We start from the raw sequence: 15,595 nt of genomic DNA, 5'->3' as shown, positions 1-15,595 counted from the left end.
AGCTTTCTATAAGGGGTTCCCGGGGTACTTTTCGCTAACACACTGTGTGACCAGCGCAACATCGGCCCGGATTCGGGGCCGCCTCCGGCCGCCCGTCCCCTCCCCCACATGGCCGTCTCCGGCCATCCGCCGCTTTCCCCGCACACCCCCGCGTGGCCGCATCCGGCCGCGGGTCGCGGTGGAGGCTCAGCGCGGGGTGAGGCGCACCACCGGGTACTCCCGGTCGCTCTTGCGCTGGTACTTCGCGATCCGCGGCTGCGCCTCCGCGATGCGCCGCCACGCGTCCGCGCGGTCGGCGCCCTCCAGCCGGTGCGGCGTCACCGGCTCGGCGCCGGCGCCGGCCACCTCGATCGTCGCCCGGTCGGGGTGCGCCATGAGGTTGACGTACCAGTCCGGGTGCCGGCTCCCGCCGCCCGACGCGACGACCAGCCGGCCGTCCGCGCCGTCCTCGAACCACGCCACGGGCGTCTCCCGGGCCTCCCCGCTCCGCTTGCCGACCGTGTTCAGGATCAGCACGTCCATGCCCATCGCCCGGCCCTGCCCGCGACGGATCTTCCGCGTGACCCGGCCGTTCGCCTTGTGCTGCATCCACCGCGACACCCGCCCCGGCCCGCCGCTCCCGCCCGCCTTCTCGTTCGCCGCCATCGATCCGCTCCCTCCGCTCGGCCGCACGTCCATGGCCGTAACGGTAGGCGGGGGCCGGTCATGCGCACTTCTCGATTCCTGACCGATCCGGTACGCCCCCGACCTGGGAAGACGGGGGACGTACCGGGCCGGTCACGCGCGCGGCGCCGCGATCTCCACGCCCTCCAGGACGCCCAGGGCGTCCGGGACGAGGATCGTCGCGTTGAAGTACGCGCTCACCAGGTAGCGGGTGATCGCCGCCTCGGTGACGCCCATGAACCGGACGTTCAGCGACGGCTCGTACTCCCCGGGCAGGCCCGTCTGGTGCAGGCCGACCACGCCCGAGTCGTCCTCGCCCGTCCGCATGGCCATGATCGACGACGTGTGGTCGGACGTCACCGGGATCTTGCCGCACGGGTAGATCGGGACGCCCCGCCAGCCGAGCAGCCGCTTCTCCCCCTCGACGATCTGGTCCGGGTAGACGCCCCGCCGGGTGCACTCCCGGAAGAACGCGGCGATCGCCTTCGGGTGGGCGAGGAACAGCCGGGTGCCGCGCCGCATCGCCAGCAGGTCGTCCATGTCGTCCGGTGTCGGCGGACCGGACCAGGACGCGATCCGCTGCGCGTCGTCGGCCTGGTGCAGCAGCCCGAACTCCGGGTTGTTGACCAGCTCCCACTCCTGCCGCTCCCGCAGCGCCTCCACCACCAGGCGCAGCTGCTCCTCCGCCTGGTCCATCGGCCCGTTGTACAGGTCCGCGACCCGCGTGTGGACGTTCAGGACGGTCTGCGCGACGGCCAGCTCGATCTCCAGCGGCCGGGCGTCGTAGTCGGCGAAGGTGTCGGGCAGCGGCGGCTCGCCCCCGTGCCCGGACGCGAGCCGGATCTCCGCCTCCCCCCGCCGGTTCGCCGGTTCGGACGCCGCCGCGCGGAACGCCGCGAGGTGCGCGCGCAGCGCCGGGCTCGCGTCGCCCAGCTCGGCGAGCGCCTCGCGCGGCAGCGCCAGGACGGTCGCGGGCGTGGCGGCCCGCAGGGTCTCCCGCCAGACGGGCCCGGACTCCCCGGCGTCCGCCGCGTCCGCGGAGTCCGCCGCGAGCAGGTCGCCGCCCGCGTGCCGCCCGTCGGTGAGGACCCCGAGCATCGCCGTCCCGCCGTACCGGGCGGTGCCGATGCGCTCCACCCGTCCGCGCGCGACGGCCAGCACCTCCGTCACCGGGGCGCCCTCGGCGGCGAGGACGTCCCCGGGCTCGACGTCGCGGGCGGTGAACCGTCCGGCCAGCTCGGTGAGGACGTCCGGGGCGAGCCCGTGCAGGGCGGGGAACCCGGCGAGGGAGTCCGGTGCCACGTGGACGCCGGACGCCCCCCACCGGAACGCGAGCAGCCGCTGCCGGGCGGTCGTGACGCGCCGTCGGTTGACCCGGTAGGTCCCGCCGGACACCTCGACCCACGGGAGCTTGCGCAGCAGCCACCGCGAGGAGATGGCCTGCATCTGGGGCCGGGTCTTGGTCGTGGTCGCGAGCAGGCGGGCCGCGTCCGTCGACAGGCTGAGCGGGCCCGGACGGACGTCCTGCGGAACGGAGGTCATGGCCTTCCTTCGTCAGACGCGGTCGGCGGCGATCAGCAGGTAGTGGAAGCTCCCGCCGGTGTAGGCCTCGAGGAAGGCCTTCTCAATGCCGGTGGCCAGGTGCGGCGAGCGGGCGCGCATCCGCCAGTAGGGGATGGTCGCCTCGGTGAGGTCCACGGTCGCGATCGGGACGAGGTCGTGCGCGGCCATCGCCTTGAAGTACGCGCTGCGCGGGTGGATGTCGCAGATGTAGTGCGAGTTGATCTCGCTGACGGCCCGCGACGGCAGCCCGTAGACGTCGTTGTAGCAGCCGGTGATCGTGACGTAGCGGCCACCGCGCCTGAGCAGCCGGCTGTGCTCGGCGAACAGGTCGTTCAGGTCGACGTACATGGTGGACTCGTTGTTCCAGATGCCGTCGAAGGAGCCCGTCTCGAACCCGGTCGAGAGCATGTTGCGGAAGGAGAACCGCACGGAGTCGGCGACGCCCCGCTGCTCAGCCTGCTCATTTGCGAACCTGACCTGCTCCTCGGAGATCGAGATGCCCTCCACCCGGCAGCCGAACCGCAGGTTCGCCATCAGGCTCGTGCCGCCCCGCCCGCACCCGGCGTCCAGCAGCCGCCCGTCCGCCGGGACGGGGCCGAGCTGGTCGAGCAGGAAGCCGGCCTGCGCGGTCTCCAGCCGGTGCAGCTCCTCGATCGTCCGCTGCTCGCGGGTCTCCTGCGGCCCCTCCAGCACCGACCAGTCCGGCTCGCCGATGCCGTAGTGGTGGTGGTAGATGCCGTCCACCGCCCCCAGCAGCAGGTTCACCGGGTTGCGCTCCTGGTTCCAGTAGTCGGCGACCGAACGCTGGTAGGGGCTCTTGAGCACGTTCGCCGTCGCGGTGGTCGCGGTGGTCGTGGTGGTCGTGGACATGGGGGTTCCTCCTCGTGGCATGGGTCAGGCAGGTTCGGCAGGGTTTCGGACGGGGGCCGGACGGGGCCGGACGGGCGGTCAGGCGTCCCGGTAGCGCTCGTTGGTGGCGTGCCATTCGAAGCCCCCGCCCATCCAGGCCTGCGCGCCGCGCAGGAACCACTGGAGCTGCGGGGACGGCACGACCGCCAGTTCGTTCTGGGCCCGCTGGAAGCCGCGGACGAAGTCGTTGTGCAGGTCGACCACGGCCGCGGTCGCCTCCTCGACGGAGCACTCCCGGTCGGCGGCCACGAGCAGGACCATGTTGCAGACCGGCTTCTCGTCGGCCGCGTCCTTCGCCACCGAGAACAGGTCGTTCACCAGGACGGACGCGGTGCCCGCCCGGAAGAGCGCCTCGCGGACCCGCTGCTGGTAGTACAGCTCGGCGGGCAGCTCGTAGCCGCCGACGGCGTCGATCAGCGTCATCGAGGTGTAGAAGCTGTCGTGCTGGCGGGCCGCGAGGTACTCCCACGCGGGCGGGTGCCGGTCGGTCTCGCGCCAGGCGGCGTAGGCCGTCCAGCTCACGAACATCGCGAACGTCGAGTAGCAGACGCGCTGCACCACGGCCGTGCTCGCGCGGGCCGCGAGATGGGCGGTGGCCGACCGCAGCATCCGCAGCACGAGGTCGTCGCCGAGGGCCGCGTCCAAGGGGGGCGTGAAGTCGCCCGCCTCCGGCGGCCCGTCCATCGCGGACATGGCCAGGGCCAGCCGGGGCGGCAGCAGTTCGGGGACGGCGCCCAGCGCGGTGTCGTCGGCGTAGTAGTCGTCGGCGGCCCACCAGCTCGCGTTCAGCTTCGCGGCCGTGAGCAGCGCGTCGGGGTCGTCGGTGTCCGGATGGGTGAGCATCGCGAGGCGCCCGAAGCCCGCGGAGCCCATCGCGTCCAGCTCGTCGTCGCTGAACCCGAGGGCGGCCGCCCAGGCACGCAGCCGGGCCTCGACGTCGGCGGCCAGGATCGCGTCGACGCGTTCGACGGCCGGGACGTACAGCGCCGGCGCCGAGCCGTCGCCCCAGGTCCGGAGGGTGTAGGGCGGGGCGGTCCTCGGCACCGCGGTCCCGCTGGTGCCGAGCCCGACCGGCCCCGGCATCCGCCACGGAACGCGTCCTTCCGCCGACTGCCCCACGCCCATGCGGCCTCCCGAAGATCTCGCGACGTCCTCGATTCCACCAAGAGGATGCCACCGTTCGCACATGAGCGCACACGATAAGTAACTATCGCGAAAGGAAGGGACCGCGACCGGACACGGCCATGGACACCGAGAGTGACACGTGGTAACCGTGCGACGCACGTGGCGCCGGGGAACTACGCTCGGCAGAGCTGGGCGATCAGGGCCGCACCGGCCCATTCCTCCCACGCGTCCGGCGACCAGCCGCGATCCCGCACGAAGATCAGGTACAGCTCCGGGCTGAGGAGGCCGAACAGCAGGTCCGCGGCCGTCTCGACGTCGACGCCGGGATCGGCGTCGGGCTTGCCCGCGAGCGCGCCGGCCGCCGCCCGCTGCACGGTGTACCGCGGATCGGGGCCACCCGGCCACTGCGCGGCGATCTCCGGGTCGGTGGCCGCCGCGGCCGCGATCATCGGCATGATCGGCGCGACCCGCCCCAGGATCTCCCGGGTGCCGCGCACGTGCGCGCGCAACTGCTCCGCCGCCGTGGGCGCGGCGCACGCGGCGCGGAACCATGCGCGGTCCATGGTGGCCACGGGCTCGGCGTCACCGGCGATGGCCGCGTCGACGACGTCCTTGAACAGCGTGCGCTTGTTGTGGAAGACGAAGTAGACGGTCTGGACGGCCACGCCCGCGGCGTCGGCGACCTCCCGCAGGCTCGTCGCCCCGTACCCCTGCGCGACGAACAGCTCCCGCGCCGCCTCGACGATCTTCTCCCGAGTGCGGCGCGAGCGCTCGGCGCGCCCGTCCGTCCGCTTGTCCGTCCGCTTGACGTCGTTCATGGTGGGAGCTTATATCTAGAGTCGAACACTAAAGTTCGACTCTAAAAAGATGGCCGGACGGGCGCACCGCCCGGGAGCCGTCGCACCCGGAGACCGGAGGAGACCGATGCACACGATCGCCAACACCCAGCAGGCGGAAGCGTGGAACGGCTGGGAGGGCGCGGCCTGGGCGGACGGCGCCGCCCGGTACGACGCGATGATGGGCGGCTTCAACGAGCCGCTCCTGGCCGCCGCCGCGATCGGCGCGGACGACCGCGTCCTGGACGTCGGGTGCGGCACGGGCCAGACGGCCCTGCTGGCCGCGCGCCGGGCCGCACGGGTGCTCGGCGCGGACATCTCCGCGCCGATGCTGGCCCGCGCCCGCGCCGACGCGTCCGCGCGGGGCGTCGCCGGCGTCCGGTTCGTGCAGGCGGACGCCGAGGTCCACCCCTTCGAGGAGCACGCCTTCGACGTCGCCATCAGCCGCGGCGGCGTCATGTTCTTCGCCGACCCCGTGGCCGCGTTCGCCAACATCGCCCGCGCGCTCCGGCCCGGCGGCCGCCTGGCGTTCGTCGCCCCGCGGGCGGGCGGCCCCGACAGCCCCTACACCCGCGCCACCGCCGCGCTCGCACCGCTGATGCGCGCGCCTTCGCCCGCGTCCCGGGGCATGGGGTCGCTGGTCGACCCCGACCGTATCCGCGGGGTGCTCGGCGAGGCGGGGCTGCTCGAGGTGCGCGTCCGTCCGGTCGAGGCGATGATGGACTACGGCCGCGACGCCGCCGACGCGGCGGACTTCATCCTCGGCCAGGGCCCGGTCCGCTTCAACCTCAAGGACATCGACCGGGACGCCGCCGCGCGCGTCCGCGAGGATCTCCGGGCGGGACTCCGGGCCTACGAGACCCCGGACGGAGTCCGGATCCGCGGTTCCGTATGGCTCGTGACCGCCGTCCGCCCCGGAGGGTGACTTCAAGCAAGGTCGAGAATGCAGCGTCGCGGTCGTCGGGCGAGGAACATCGGCGGGAAGGCGCGCGACGGTGACACCGATCTCGGCCCCATCGGCGTGACCCCAGGCATGCGCGAGGACGGCGGCCACCGCGCCGGGTGGCACGCGCCGGCCGAAGCCCTCCCCCCTGAGCCGCCCCACGCCCCGGGGTCACCGCGCCGGTTACCGCCGTCCGGGACGGCAGGACCGGACGTCCGAGGCCGGGGCGGTCAGGGCATGTCGCGCATCAGGCGCCGCACACGCTCGACGTCCGGCGACGCGCGGCCGTCCCGTCCCGGTGACGGCTCCCCCGCCGCGCCCGCCGGGTCCACGAGCCGCCGCAGGCCGGTGCGCAGCAGCCCGCCCTCGACGGACGCGACGCCGCTGAGCGCGAGCACCGACGCCCCCTGCTCGAGCGCGGCCATGAGCATCGCGACGTCGCCGGCCGGGAGGTCCTCGCCGTCCGGACGGCCCGCGGCCGCGACCCGCCCGTAGGCGTCGAGCAGCGCCCGGACCCGCGTGCGCAGCGCGTCGACGAGCGCGTCGTCGCGCGCGGCCGTCGCGATGAACTCCAGCGTCGCGAGCCCGAACCCGCGCACCAGCTCCGCCGCGCCGTCGTCGGCGCCGTCCGGCTCCGGCGCCGCGAACGGGTCCCAGTCGGCGCCCCGCAGCGCCTCCAGGTTGTGGTCCATCACCGCGAGGAACAGCTCGGCCTTGCCGCCGAAGTTCGAGTAGACCGCGCCCTTGGAGTACCCGGCCTCGCCCGCGATCCCCTCCAGGCTCGCTCCGTGGTAGCCGTCGCGGGTGAACGCCACGAGCCCCGCCAGGACGAGCGCGTCCCGCGTCTCCCGCTTCAGCTCGGCGCGGCTCCGCCGCACCCGCGGTGCGGCCGTCGTGGGGCGTCGATCCATGCCGCACATCGTAGTTCACGTACCACTGGCATCCTGATACCGTCGGTACTTCAATACCAACGGTATTTCGGAGTGACGATGGACGCGGTACTGGAGATCGACGGCCTCACGAGACGGTTCGGCCCGGTCGTCGCCAACGACGGGATCGGCCTGCGCGTCCGCGCGGGCGAGGTCGTCGGGCTGCTCGGCCACAACGGCGCGGGCAAGACGACCCTCGTCTCGCAGCTCGTGGGGCTGCTCAAGCCCGACGCCGGGACGATCCGGGTGGCCGGTGCGGACGCGGTCGCCGACCCGGCGGCCGCCCGCCGCCGCGTGGCGCTCCAGGCCCAGGCACAGGCCCCGCTCGACGGCCTGACGCCCCGGACGGCCATCGAGATCGCCGGACGGCTGCGCGGGCTGTCCCGCACCGGCGCGCGGGCCGCCGCGGACGCGCTCGCCGACGAACTCGACATCGGCGAGTGGTTCGACCGGCGGGCCGTACCGGGCGGCGGCCTCTCAGGCGGCGTGCGCCGGCTGACCGCGTTCGCGATGGCCGCCGTCGCGCCCGTCCCGCTCGTCGTCCTCGACGAACCCACCAACGACGTCGACGCCTCGCGGCGGCGCCGGCTGTGGCGGGCCGTCCGCCGGCTCGGCGACGACGGCGCCGGAGTCCTGCTCGTCACCCACAACGTCGCCGAGGCCGAACGCGTCGTGGACGAACTCGTCGTCCTCGACCGCGGCCGCGTCGTCGCCGCCGGAACGCCGAACCGGCTCCGCGGGGGCGACGACCTGCGGCTCGAACTCGCCCTGCACCCGGACGGCGCCGACCCGTCCGGCGCCGCCCCGGTCCCGGTCGCCCGCCGCGTCCGCACCGGCCGCCGGGTGCTGCTGACCCTCGGCACGTCCGACGCCGAAGCCGCCGTCGCCTGGGCCGCCGCCCTCCGCTCCGCCGGACGGATCGAGGGCTACGCGCTGGCCCCCGCCACCCTCGAGGACGCCTACCTCGCCGCGACCACCCGGGAGCCCGCCGATGCCTGAGGCGACCGTCGCGATCCCGCCGCGCACCGGGCTCTGGGCGACCTACGCGACCCTGCTGCGCTGGACGATCGCCCAGACCGGCGCGGTACTGCCGCTCGTCATCGTCGTCCAGTCCCTTCTGGCCGCGGGCGTCATCGTCGGGTTCGGCTTCCTCGTCCCCGGCATCGACACCGCGGCCGCCCGGTTCCTGTCGACGGGCGCGCCCACCGTCCTGCTCGTGGTCGTCGGCCTCGTGATGGTCCCCCAGGGCGTCGCGCAGGCGCGCGCCGGGGGCACCTTCACCTACCTGCGCGCCCTGCCGGTGCCGCGCCCCCTCCTCCTGCTGGCCGACGTGACCGTGTGGCTGGCGGTCGCCCTGCCGGGCGTCCCCGTCGCGCTGGTCGTCGCCCACCTCCGGTACGGCTTCGGCTACTCCTTCGACTGGCCGCTCCTGGCGGCCGCGTCCGTCCTGACCGCCGTCACGGCGACCGCGGTCGGCTACGCGGTCGCCGTCCTGCTGCCCCCGCTGCTCGCCCAGCTCGCCACCCAGATCCTCGTGTTCTTCGTGCTGCTGTTCTCCCCGATCACCTTTCCGGCCGCGCGCCTGCCCGAGTGGTTCCGGTCCGTCCACGGACTGCTCCCGTTCCAGCCGTCCGCCGACCTGCTCCGCGCGGGCCTGCTGTCGGACGTCCACAGCGCGAGCCCGCGGGACCTCGCCGTCCTGCTTGCCTGGTGCGCGTTCGGCCTGGCGGTCAGCACCCGCGCCCTGACCCGCCGCGACTGATCCGGAGGCGTCACTCCCGCGCGGGCAGCCAGATTCCGTGCAGCCCCAGCGGCACGCGCACGGGGATGTGGACGCGCGCGACCGGCCCGGCGGCCGGGTCCCCTCCGGGCAGGACGAGCAGCTGGCTGCTCAGGTCGGTACGGTCGGTGGCGAAGGTGAGCCAGTACCCCTCGTCCGCGCCGGTGGTGCCGGGGACGGGCGCGAACACGGGCTCGCCGACCGAGAGCGGGTTCGCGTCCCACGTCTGCGCGGACACCTCCCCGTCCCGCACCTCGTACCAGCGCAGCCCGTCGAACTCGCCGGGCAGCAGGTCCGGCGTCCGTCCGGTCCCGGCGGCCGTGGCGATCCGGCGGTGCGGCCCCGCGAGCATCCGGTCGTCCACGCGGGGGAACTCCACGCGCGCGTCGTCCAGCAGTTCGCGCCGGACGGTCCCGGCGGCCGGGTCCAGGACGGCCCGCGCGAGCCCGCGCGGCGCCCCGCCCGGTCCGGCGGGGCGCGGGCCGAGCCCGGGGCCCGGCCACTGGACGTAGTCCAGGACGACCTCTCCCGTGGGCAGGTCGTGGGCGTTCACCGTGTGCCAGACCCAGAACGCGGAGTCGTGCGCCCAGCGCACCGTCCCCCCGTCGCGCGGCACCAGCGCGATCCGCGTCCCGTCCTCGGGCCGCCAGTCCAGGAACGAGCCGCCCCGCATCGCCGCCGCCAGGTCCAGGTAGGCCGGGGCGAGGACGATGACGAGGTAGCGCGCGGTCAGCGCCATGTCGTGGATCATCACCGGGACCTCCGCGCCCGCCACGGGCGTCGGCCCCCGCACGACCTCGCCGTCCGGGCCGAGCAGCGCCCAGGTGAGGTAGGGCGCCTCCAGGCCGTAGCAGAAAACGGCCATCTCCCCGGTGCGCGGGTCGATCTTCGGATGGGCGGTGATCCCGGCGGGCAGCCGCCCCCCGAAGGTCTCCTTGCCGAGCGTCTCCAGGTCCGGGCTCAGCCGGAACGGGCTGTCGGACTCGGCGAGCGCCAGGAGCCGCCCGCCGTGCCGCACCACGTTGATGTCCGGCAGGTCCTTCAACGTGTGCGCCAGGTCCGGCCCGACCTCGTCGAGCCCCGGAGTGATCAGCGACTCGACGCCGCCCCACAGCGCTCGTCCCGCCCTCTCCTCCGCGCGCATCGCGGGCGTCCGCACGAAACGGTTGCGGTACCGGGCCCGTCCCTCGCTCATCCACACGCCGTGCACCATGCCGTCCCCGTCGATCGGGAACAGGTACGAGCCGATGGGGCTGAACCGCGGATTGGGGCCGTTGCGCAGGTACACGCCGTCCAGCTCGGCGGGCAGCTCGCCCTCCACCCTCAGCTCCGCCTCGTCCACCTCCCTGGTGACGGGCGCGAACCGCCCGCCGAGATGCGCGACTCGAGTCGGATCGAACCCGGTGGAACCCGCGGCCATGGCAACCTCCCCCGACACCGGTGCCCTGCGCTCCCCCATGCCCGCCCGTCCGCGCCTCATCCCGACTCGGGACGGAGCGAGGCGCGGGCGACGCATCGGGAGATTGGTATTGACCAATTGTTCGGACGGTTCGTATGGTGAGCGTCGATCAAGACCGAAGTCGCGTGTCCCGGCCAGGAAAGAACCCCTCATCCCACCGAGAGACCCAAGAGGTCTTTACCACTTTGTCAGGCCGGTGTTCCGTCGATGTTTCGGTCACGCACGTCGGCATACAGCGGCCGTCCCTCACGGGACGCGGCCTCCGGGGGCGCTGGAGGAAGGAAGCAGGTCATGAGACGACGCTGGAGAGCGGCCACGGCGGTGTGCACCGCCGCGACCGTCGCCGCCGCGCCCGCCGTCCTCGCCCCCGCCGGCGCGGCCGGCCCCGACCGGGGAGCCGCGCGGGACGGCTGGCGGCTGATCGCCCACGAGGGGTTCCACCGCCCGCTCACGGTGGACCGTGCCAGGTGGCAGCGTGATCCGCACGGGCCGGACAGCCCGTGGCACGTCGGCCCGTTCGACGACGACGGCGAGGTCTGGAAGACGATCAGCGGCCCCGAGTTCACCGAACGGCTCCAGACGCTCGACGTGTACCGCAAGCGGGTGCCGTTCGGCCGCGGCGGGTGGCTCACCGCCGAGATCGCCGCCGTCGACAAGGACAAGGACGGCCGGCCCGACTCGCAGCCGGGACTGTCCACCACCCGGCTCCCGGACGGCGCGAAGGTCGCGCGGATCTCCGAGCCGAGCTGGGACGCCGGCGTGCTGATCCGGCCGACCCGGCCGCTGCCCCCGCAGTACCGCGTAGAGATGACGTTGCGCGGCATCGACTTCGGCGGAAAGCGCGACGGGAGCTTCGAGTACGACGGCAAGTACAACGGCTATACCGAGGACGGCTGCAAGACCGGGTTCCCGTGGACGTTCAAGGGCGCGCTGCCCGGCAAGACGCGCTGTGAATACGGCGACGTCAAGCGTGAGAACGGCTTCTACTACATGACCATCCTCGATCACGCCACGCCCGCACCCCACGGCAACCCCGGCATCCATTACCGCCGCAAGGTCATCATGGACGGCTACAACAGCAACCAGACCTGGTCGGAGGGCAACGGGATCTGCAATCCCGAGACCGGCGAGATCTACAGCACGATGGACGGCACGTTCAACGGCGTGAACGCCATCTTCGTGCGCGGCGACAAGTTCCGTCCGCAGAACAACAACGTCAGCAACGAGTACTACTTCAAGACGGCGTGCGGGAACTGGTCGGGCGACGAACCGTTCGGCGAGGACGGCGCCTACAGCGACCTCCTGACCGGTGCCGAACTCCGCCCGGAACTGCTGCCCGAGGCGAGTTACCGGTTCGCGGTCGAACGCGACGCCACCGGCTACACCATCGAGATGAGCGGTCCGTTCCGGCACATCGGGCAGGCGACGCTGCGCTTCCACCACGGCTTCGTCGAGGACGGCCGCCCGATCTGGCACTACAACCAGACGCCCGGCGAGTACGACGGCCGGTTCGACCAGAGCCTCACCCACACCGGCCCGTCCGGCACCTACACCACCGAGCACACCTGGCCCGCGGGCTCGGCCTACCCCGACTCGTTCATCATCGGCGACCCGCACCTCAACTACTACGAGGGCTCGGCACTCATCGACGACATCCGCCTCTACGTCCCGAGGTAACCCCGGAGGCGCACCGGGGGCGGCCCTGCCGGCCGTGGCCGCCCCGGTGGCCGGGGTCGATCAGAGCAGCTTGTCCCGCGTGAAGGGGACGTTCCGCAGCCGCCGGCCGGTGGCGTGGAAGATCGCGTTGCCGATGGCCGCGGGCACCCCGGTTCCTGGCGTCTCGCCGAAGCCGCGGGCCTGGAGGGCGTTGCTGTCCCGGGCCGGCCGGTCCACGAACATGGCCTCGAACTCGGGCGCGTCCGCGTTCACCGGCAGCAGGTATCCGGACAGGTCGGGATTGACGATCCGGGCCGTGTTCGGGTCCACCAGCGTGTGCTCGAGCAGCGCGAAGCCGATGCCCCACGTCACGCCGCCCATGACCTGGCCGCGCGCGGTGCGCCGGTTGAGGACCCGTCCCAGGTCGTGGGCGGTCACGACCCGGCTCACGCGCACGCCGCCGAGCCGCGGGTCGACCCGGACCTCCAGGAACACCGCGCCGTAGCTGTGCCCGGGGCTGTTGTCCAGGCGTCCGGTGACCTCGACGGGGCGACCGTGGCGGGCCATGACGGCGCGGTAGCCGTCCCTGCGGCGGCGGTCGCCGCGGGCGAAGAGGTGACCGCCCTCGGCCACGACGTCCCCGGCGGGCACGCCGTGCAGCGGGGACCGGGGATCGGCGACGGCGAGCGCGACCACGGCGTCCCGCGCGTCCCGCGCGCCCTCGGAGACCGGCCCGACCACGCTGGACATGGTGGCCGACGCCGCGGACAGGGACGCCTCGGGGAAGGCGGTGTCGCCGAGCCGCGTCGTGACATGCTCCAGGGGCATGCCGAGCGCGTCGGCGGCGACCTGGGTGAGCACGGTGTAGGTGCCGGTGCCGATCTCCTGGGTGGCGGCCCGCACGGTCGCCCGCCCGTCCACGCCGACCGTGACGCTCGCCTGGGAGGGGATCGCGCCGTAAGTGTGGGTTTCGGTGGCCATGCCCCAGCCGACGTACTCGTCGCCGTCCCTGGTCGTCCCCGGCTCGGGGTTGCGGCGTTCCCAGCCGAACGCCTTGGCCGCCGCCCGGTAGCACTCCAGCAGGTGCTTGTCGGCGTGCGGCCGTCCCGTCCGGGGGTCGGCGGCGGCGTGGTTGCGCGTCCGCAGTTCCACCGGGTCGATGCCGAGCTCGTGGCTCAGCTCGTCCATGGCGGTCTCGAGGCCGAAGTGCGCGGTGGTCTCCGGTGAGCGCATGAAGCTGGACGTGGGCAGGTCCAGCCGCACGCCGAGCTGCCGGACGTGGACGTTCGGGCAGTCGTACAGGTGGAGCGTCGAGTCGCTCGTGTTGAAGACGTGCGTGTCGGTGCGGGTCAGCTGCGCCGTCGAGGTGTCGACGATGGCGGTGAGCCGGCCGCGCCGGGTGGCGCCGAGCCGGATGCTCCGCCGGTACTCCGAGCGGTGGCCGTTGGACGTGTACATCTGCGCCCGCGACAGGACCAGCTTCACGGGCCGCCGGGCGAGCTTCGCCGCCGCCGCGGTGAGCAGCGTGTGCGGATAGACCGGGCCCTTGGCGCCGAAACCCCCGCCCAGGTAGGGCGAGATGATCCGGACGTTCCCCGGTTCCAGCGCGAAGGCCCTCGACACGACCAGCCGGGAGAAGATCACGCCCTGCGCGCTCTCGTACAGCGTCAGCCTGTCGTCGCCGTCCCAGACCGCGGTGGTGGTGTGCGGTTCGATCGGGTTGTGATGCTGCGTCGGGCTGGTGTAGGTCTGCTCGATCCGCACCTCGGCCCGCGCGAGGGCCGCTTCGGCGTCACCGTCGACGAACTCGTTGGGTTCCCCGTTGAACTCGGGCGGGAGGAAGGCCTCGCCGAGGGCGTCGTCCAGCCGCACGGCGGGCCCCTCCGTCCGGTAGCGGACCTTCACCAGGCTCGCGGCCTCCTGCGCCTGCTCGAGGGTCTCGGCCACGACGTAGGCGACCGGCTGCCCGGTGTGGTGGACCCGCGAGTCCTGCAGCGGGATGAAGCCCCGGTTGTACGGGAAGCCCGGGAACACCAGCCCCGGCATGCGGGTGTGGACCGCAACAACCCCGGGATGCGCCAGCGCCGCCGCCGTGTCGATGTCCGTGACCTCGCCGCGGGCGACGGTGCTCATCACCAGGAAGCCGTGCAGCGGGTCGGGAACTTCGTTGTCCGCGGCGTAGCGCGCCGCGCCGGTGACCTTCGCGCGGCCGTCCACCCGCCGCACGCCCTTGCCGACCAGCCCGCTCATCGAACGCCTCCCAGGTCGTCGAGGACGCTCTCCAGCGCCCGCCGCACGAGCTCGACCTTGAACCCGTTCCCTTCGCGCGGGCGGGCGTCCCGGACCAGGACGCGCCCCGCCTCGGCGACCGTCCGCCCGGTCAGCCGCCGGCCCCGCAGCGCCTCCTCGACGCGGACGTCCCGCCACGGGCGGGTGCCCACGCCGCCGAACGCGAGCCGCACGTCCTCCACCCGGCGGCCCCGGGTGCGCAGCGCCGCCGCCACCGACACCACCGCGAACTCGAAGGTGGCCCGGTCGCGCAGTTTCAGGTAGCGCGAACGCGCGGCGGCGGCCGTGCGCGGCACGTCCACCCGGGTGATCAGTTCGCCCGGCCGCATCGCGGTCTCCCGGATCGGCGTGGAGCCCGGAAGGAGGTAGAAGTCGGCGATGGGGACGGCCCGTTCGCCGGCGGGGCCCAGCAGGTGCACCGTAGCGTCCAGCGCGGTCAGCGCCACCGCGAGGTCCGAGGGCTGCGCGGCGATGCAGTGCTCGCTGCCGCCCAGGATCGCGTGCCCCCGGTTGTGCCCGGTGATCGCCGGGCAGCCACTGCCCGGGACGCGCTTGTTGCACGCCGAGCCGGGGTCCCGGAAATACCCGCACCTGGTGCGCTGCAGCAGGTTCCCGCCGATCGCGGCCATGTTGCGGACCTGGGGGGAGGCCGAGGCCAGCAGTGCCTCCGACAGCACGGGGAACTCCCGCCGCACCCTGGGATGCTCGGCGACCTCCCGCATCCTGGCCGCCGCTCCGACGCGCAGCCGTCCGGACTCGAAGTCGACGCCGCCGATGCCGAGCGCGTTGACGTCGACGAGGTGGTCGTGCACCTCCGCGCCGTCCCGCATCAGGTTCAGCAGGTCGGTGCCGCCCGCCACGAACGTCGCGCCGGACGTCGCGGCGGCGATCCGCACCGCCTCGGCGGGGCTGCGCGCGACCGTGTAACCGAAGGCCCTCACCGCCGCACCTCCCGCGCGGCGTCGGCGACCGCGGCGACGATGTTCTGGTACGCCGCACACCGGCAGAGGTTCCCGCTCATCCACTCGCGGATCTCCGCCTCCGAACCCGCGTGCCCCTCGTCGATGCAGGCGACGGCGGACATGATCTGGCCGGGAGTGCACGCGCCGCACTGGAACGCGTCATGCCGGATGAACGCCTCCTGCACCGGGTGCAGTTCGTCCCCGCGGGCGAGCCCCTCCACCGTGGTGATCTCGGCTCCTCGCCGCATCACCGCGAGCGTCAGGCAGGACTTGACCCGCTCGCCGTCGACCAGGACCGTGCACGCCCCGCACTCGCCCCGGTCGCAGCCCTTCTTGGTGCCGGTCAGGCCGAGCCGCTCGCGCAACGCGTCGAGAAGCGTCACCCTCGGCTCGAGGACGACCTCGCGCTGCCGCCCGTTGACCGACATGACCACCCGCGCCGACGTCCCGCCGGCGATGGCGGGCGCGGACCCGGCCGGGC

14 protein-coding genes are annotated in these 15,595 nt (G+C 73.6%); 4 read left to right on the top strand and 10 right to left on the bottom strand.

Annotation, left to right across the window (positions count from 1 at the left end):
* Positions 1-186 precede the first annotated feature (186 nt).
* The 5 genes from F7P10_RS26555 to F7P10_RS26535 all read right to left on the bottom strand — a co-directional run bounded on the left by F7P10_RS26555 (position 187) and on the right by F7P10_RS26535 (position 5,078).
* Positions 187-645: a nitroreductase family deazaflavin-dependent oxidoreductase gene (locus F7P10_RS26555; protein ID WP_151013242.1), complete on the bottom strand. Its 459-nt coding sequence runs from the start codon at positions 643-645 to the stop codon at positions 187-189.
* Positions 646-777: 132 nt separating this feature from the next.
* On the bottom strand, positions 778-2,205 hold the full coding sequence (locus F7P10_RS26550) for a family 2B encapsulin nanocompartment shell protein (RefSeq protein WP_151013240.1): 1,428 nt from the start codon (positions 2,203-2,205) through the stop codon (positions 778-780).
* Between the two features lie 12 nt (positions 2,206-2,217).
* Positions 2,218-3,096, bottom strand: coding sequence for a geranyl diphosphate 2-C-methyltransferase (locus F7P10_RS26545; protein WP_151013239.1), 879 nt, complete (start codon positions 3,094-3,096; stop codon positions 2,218-2,220).
* A 78-nt stretch (positions 3,097-3,174) separates the two neighbouring features.
* Positions 3,175-4,260, bottom strand: a complete 1,086-nt coding sequence (locus F7P10_RS26540; protein WP_151013237.1) for a family 2 encapsulin nanocompartment cargo protein terpene cyclase — start codon at positions 4,258-4,260, stop codon at positions 3,175-3,177.
* Between the two features lie 173 nt (positions 4,261-4,433).
* Positions 4,434-5,078, bottom strand: a complete 645-nt coding sequence (locus F7P10_RS26535) for a TetR/AcrR family transcriptional regulator (protein ID WP_151013235.1) — start codon at positions 5,076-5,078, stop codon at positions 4,434-4,436.
* Positions 5,079-5,184: 106 nt separating this feature from the next.
* Between F7P10_RS26535 and F7P10_RS26530 the strand changes: the two genes are divergently transcribed.
* Positions 5,185-6,021, top strand: a complete 837-nt coding sequence (locus F7P10_RS26530) for a class I SAM-dependent methyltransferase (protein ID WP_151013233.1) — start codon at positions 5,185-5,187, stop codon at positions 6,019-6,021.
* 248 nt (positions 6,022-6,269) lie between these two features.
* Here the strand turns inward: F7P10_RS26530 and F7P10_RS26525 are convergent, their stop codons facing one another.
* Positions 6,270-6,950 (bottom strand): TetR/AcrR family transcriptional regulator, encoded by a 681-nt coding sequence (locus tag F7P10_RS26525; RefSeq protein ID WP_151013231.1) that lies wholly within the window; start codon positions 6,948-6,950, stop codon positions 6,270-6,272.
* 78 nt (positions 6,951-7,028) lie between these two features.
* On the opposite strand from F7P10_RS26525, the gene F7P10_RS26520 reads away from it, so the two are divergent.
* On the top strand, positions 7,029-7,967 hold the full coding sequence (locus tag F7P10_RS26520; RefSeq protein WP_151013229.1) for an ATP-binding cassette domain-containing protein: 939 nt from the start codon (positions 7,029-7,031) through the stop codon (positions 7,965-7,967).
* The gene (locus F7P10_RS26515) at positions 7,960-8,730 is read left to right on the top strand and encodes an ABC transporter permease (RefSeq protein ID WP_151013227.1); all 771 of its coding nucleotides are present in this window, start codon (positions 7,960-7,962) and stop codon (positions 8,728-8,730) included. Before F7P10_RS26520 ends, F7P10_RS26515 begins: the two co-directional genes overlap by 8 nt.
* Positions 8,731-8,740: 10 nt before the next feature.
* Here F7P10_RS26515 and F7P10_RS26510 read toward each other — a convergent pair whose 3' ends face one another.
* Entirely contained in the window at positions 8,741-10,168 is a 1,428-nt protein-coding gene (locus F7P10_RS26510; protein ID WP_151013225.1) for a carotenoid oxygenase family protein, read from the bottom strand.
* Positions 10,169-10,498: 330 nt separating this feature from the next.
* Between F7P10_RS26510 and F7P10_RS26505 the strand changes: the two genes are divergently transcribed.
* Entirely contained in the window at positions 10,499-11,884 is a 1,386-nt protein-coding gene (locus F7P10_RS26505) for a hypothetical protein (protein ID WP_176611667.1), read from the top strand.
* A 60-nt stretch (positions 11,885-11,944) separates the two neighbouring features.
* On the opposite strand, the gene F7P10_RS26500 is transcribed toward F7P10_RS26505, so the two are convergent.
* Genes F7P10_RS26500 through F7P10_RS44640 form a run of 3 tightly spaced genes read right to left on the bottom strand, consistent with a single transcriptional unit; the run spans position 11,945 to position 15,542 of the window.
* Positions 11,945-14,113 (bottom strand): xanthine dehydrogenase family protein molybdopterin-binding subunit, encoded by a 2,169-nt coding sequence (locus tag F7P10_RS26500; protein ID WP_151013223.1) that lies wholly within the window; start codon positions 14,111-14,113, stop codon positions 11,945-11,947.
* Entirely contained in the window at positions 14,110-15,093 is a 984-nt protein-coding gene (locus F7P10_RS26495) for a xanthine dehydrogenase family protein subunit M (protein ID WP_151013221.1), read from the bottom strand. The genes F7P10_RS26500 and F7P10_RS26495 overlap by 4 nt, the downstream gene beginning before the upstream one ends.
* Positions 15,090-15,542 carry a (2Fe-2S)-binding protein gene (locus F7P10_RS44640; RefSeq protein ID WP_176611918.1) on the bottom strand — a complete coding sequence of 151 codons (453 nt, stop codon included), beginning with the start codon at positions 15,540-15,542 and terminating at the stop codon, positions 15,090-15,092. Before F7P10_RS44640 ends, F7P10_RS26495 begins: the two co-directional genes overlap by 4 nt.
* Between the last annotated feature and the right edge of the window lie 53 nt (positions 15,543-15,595).

It is taken from the genome of Actinomadura sp. WMMB 499 (genome assembly GCF_008824145.1).
In the GTDB taxonomy this organism is placed as follows: Bacteria; Actinomycetota; Actinomycetes; order Streptosporangiales; family Streptosporangiaceae; genus Spirillospora.
Note: the sequence above shows the minus strand (reverse complement) of the source record. Positions and strands in the feature narration are given on the sequence as shown.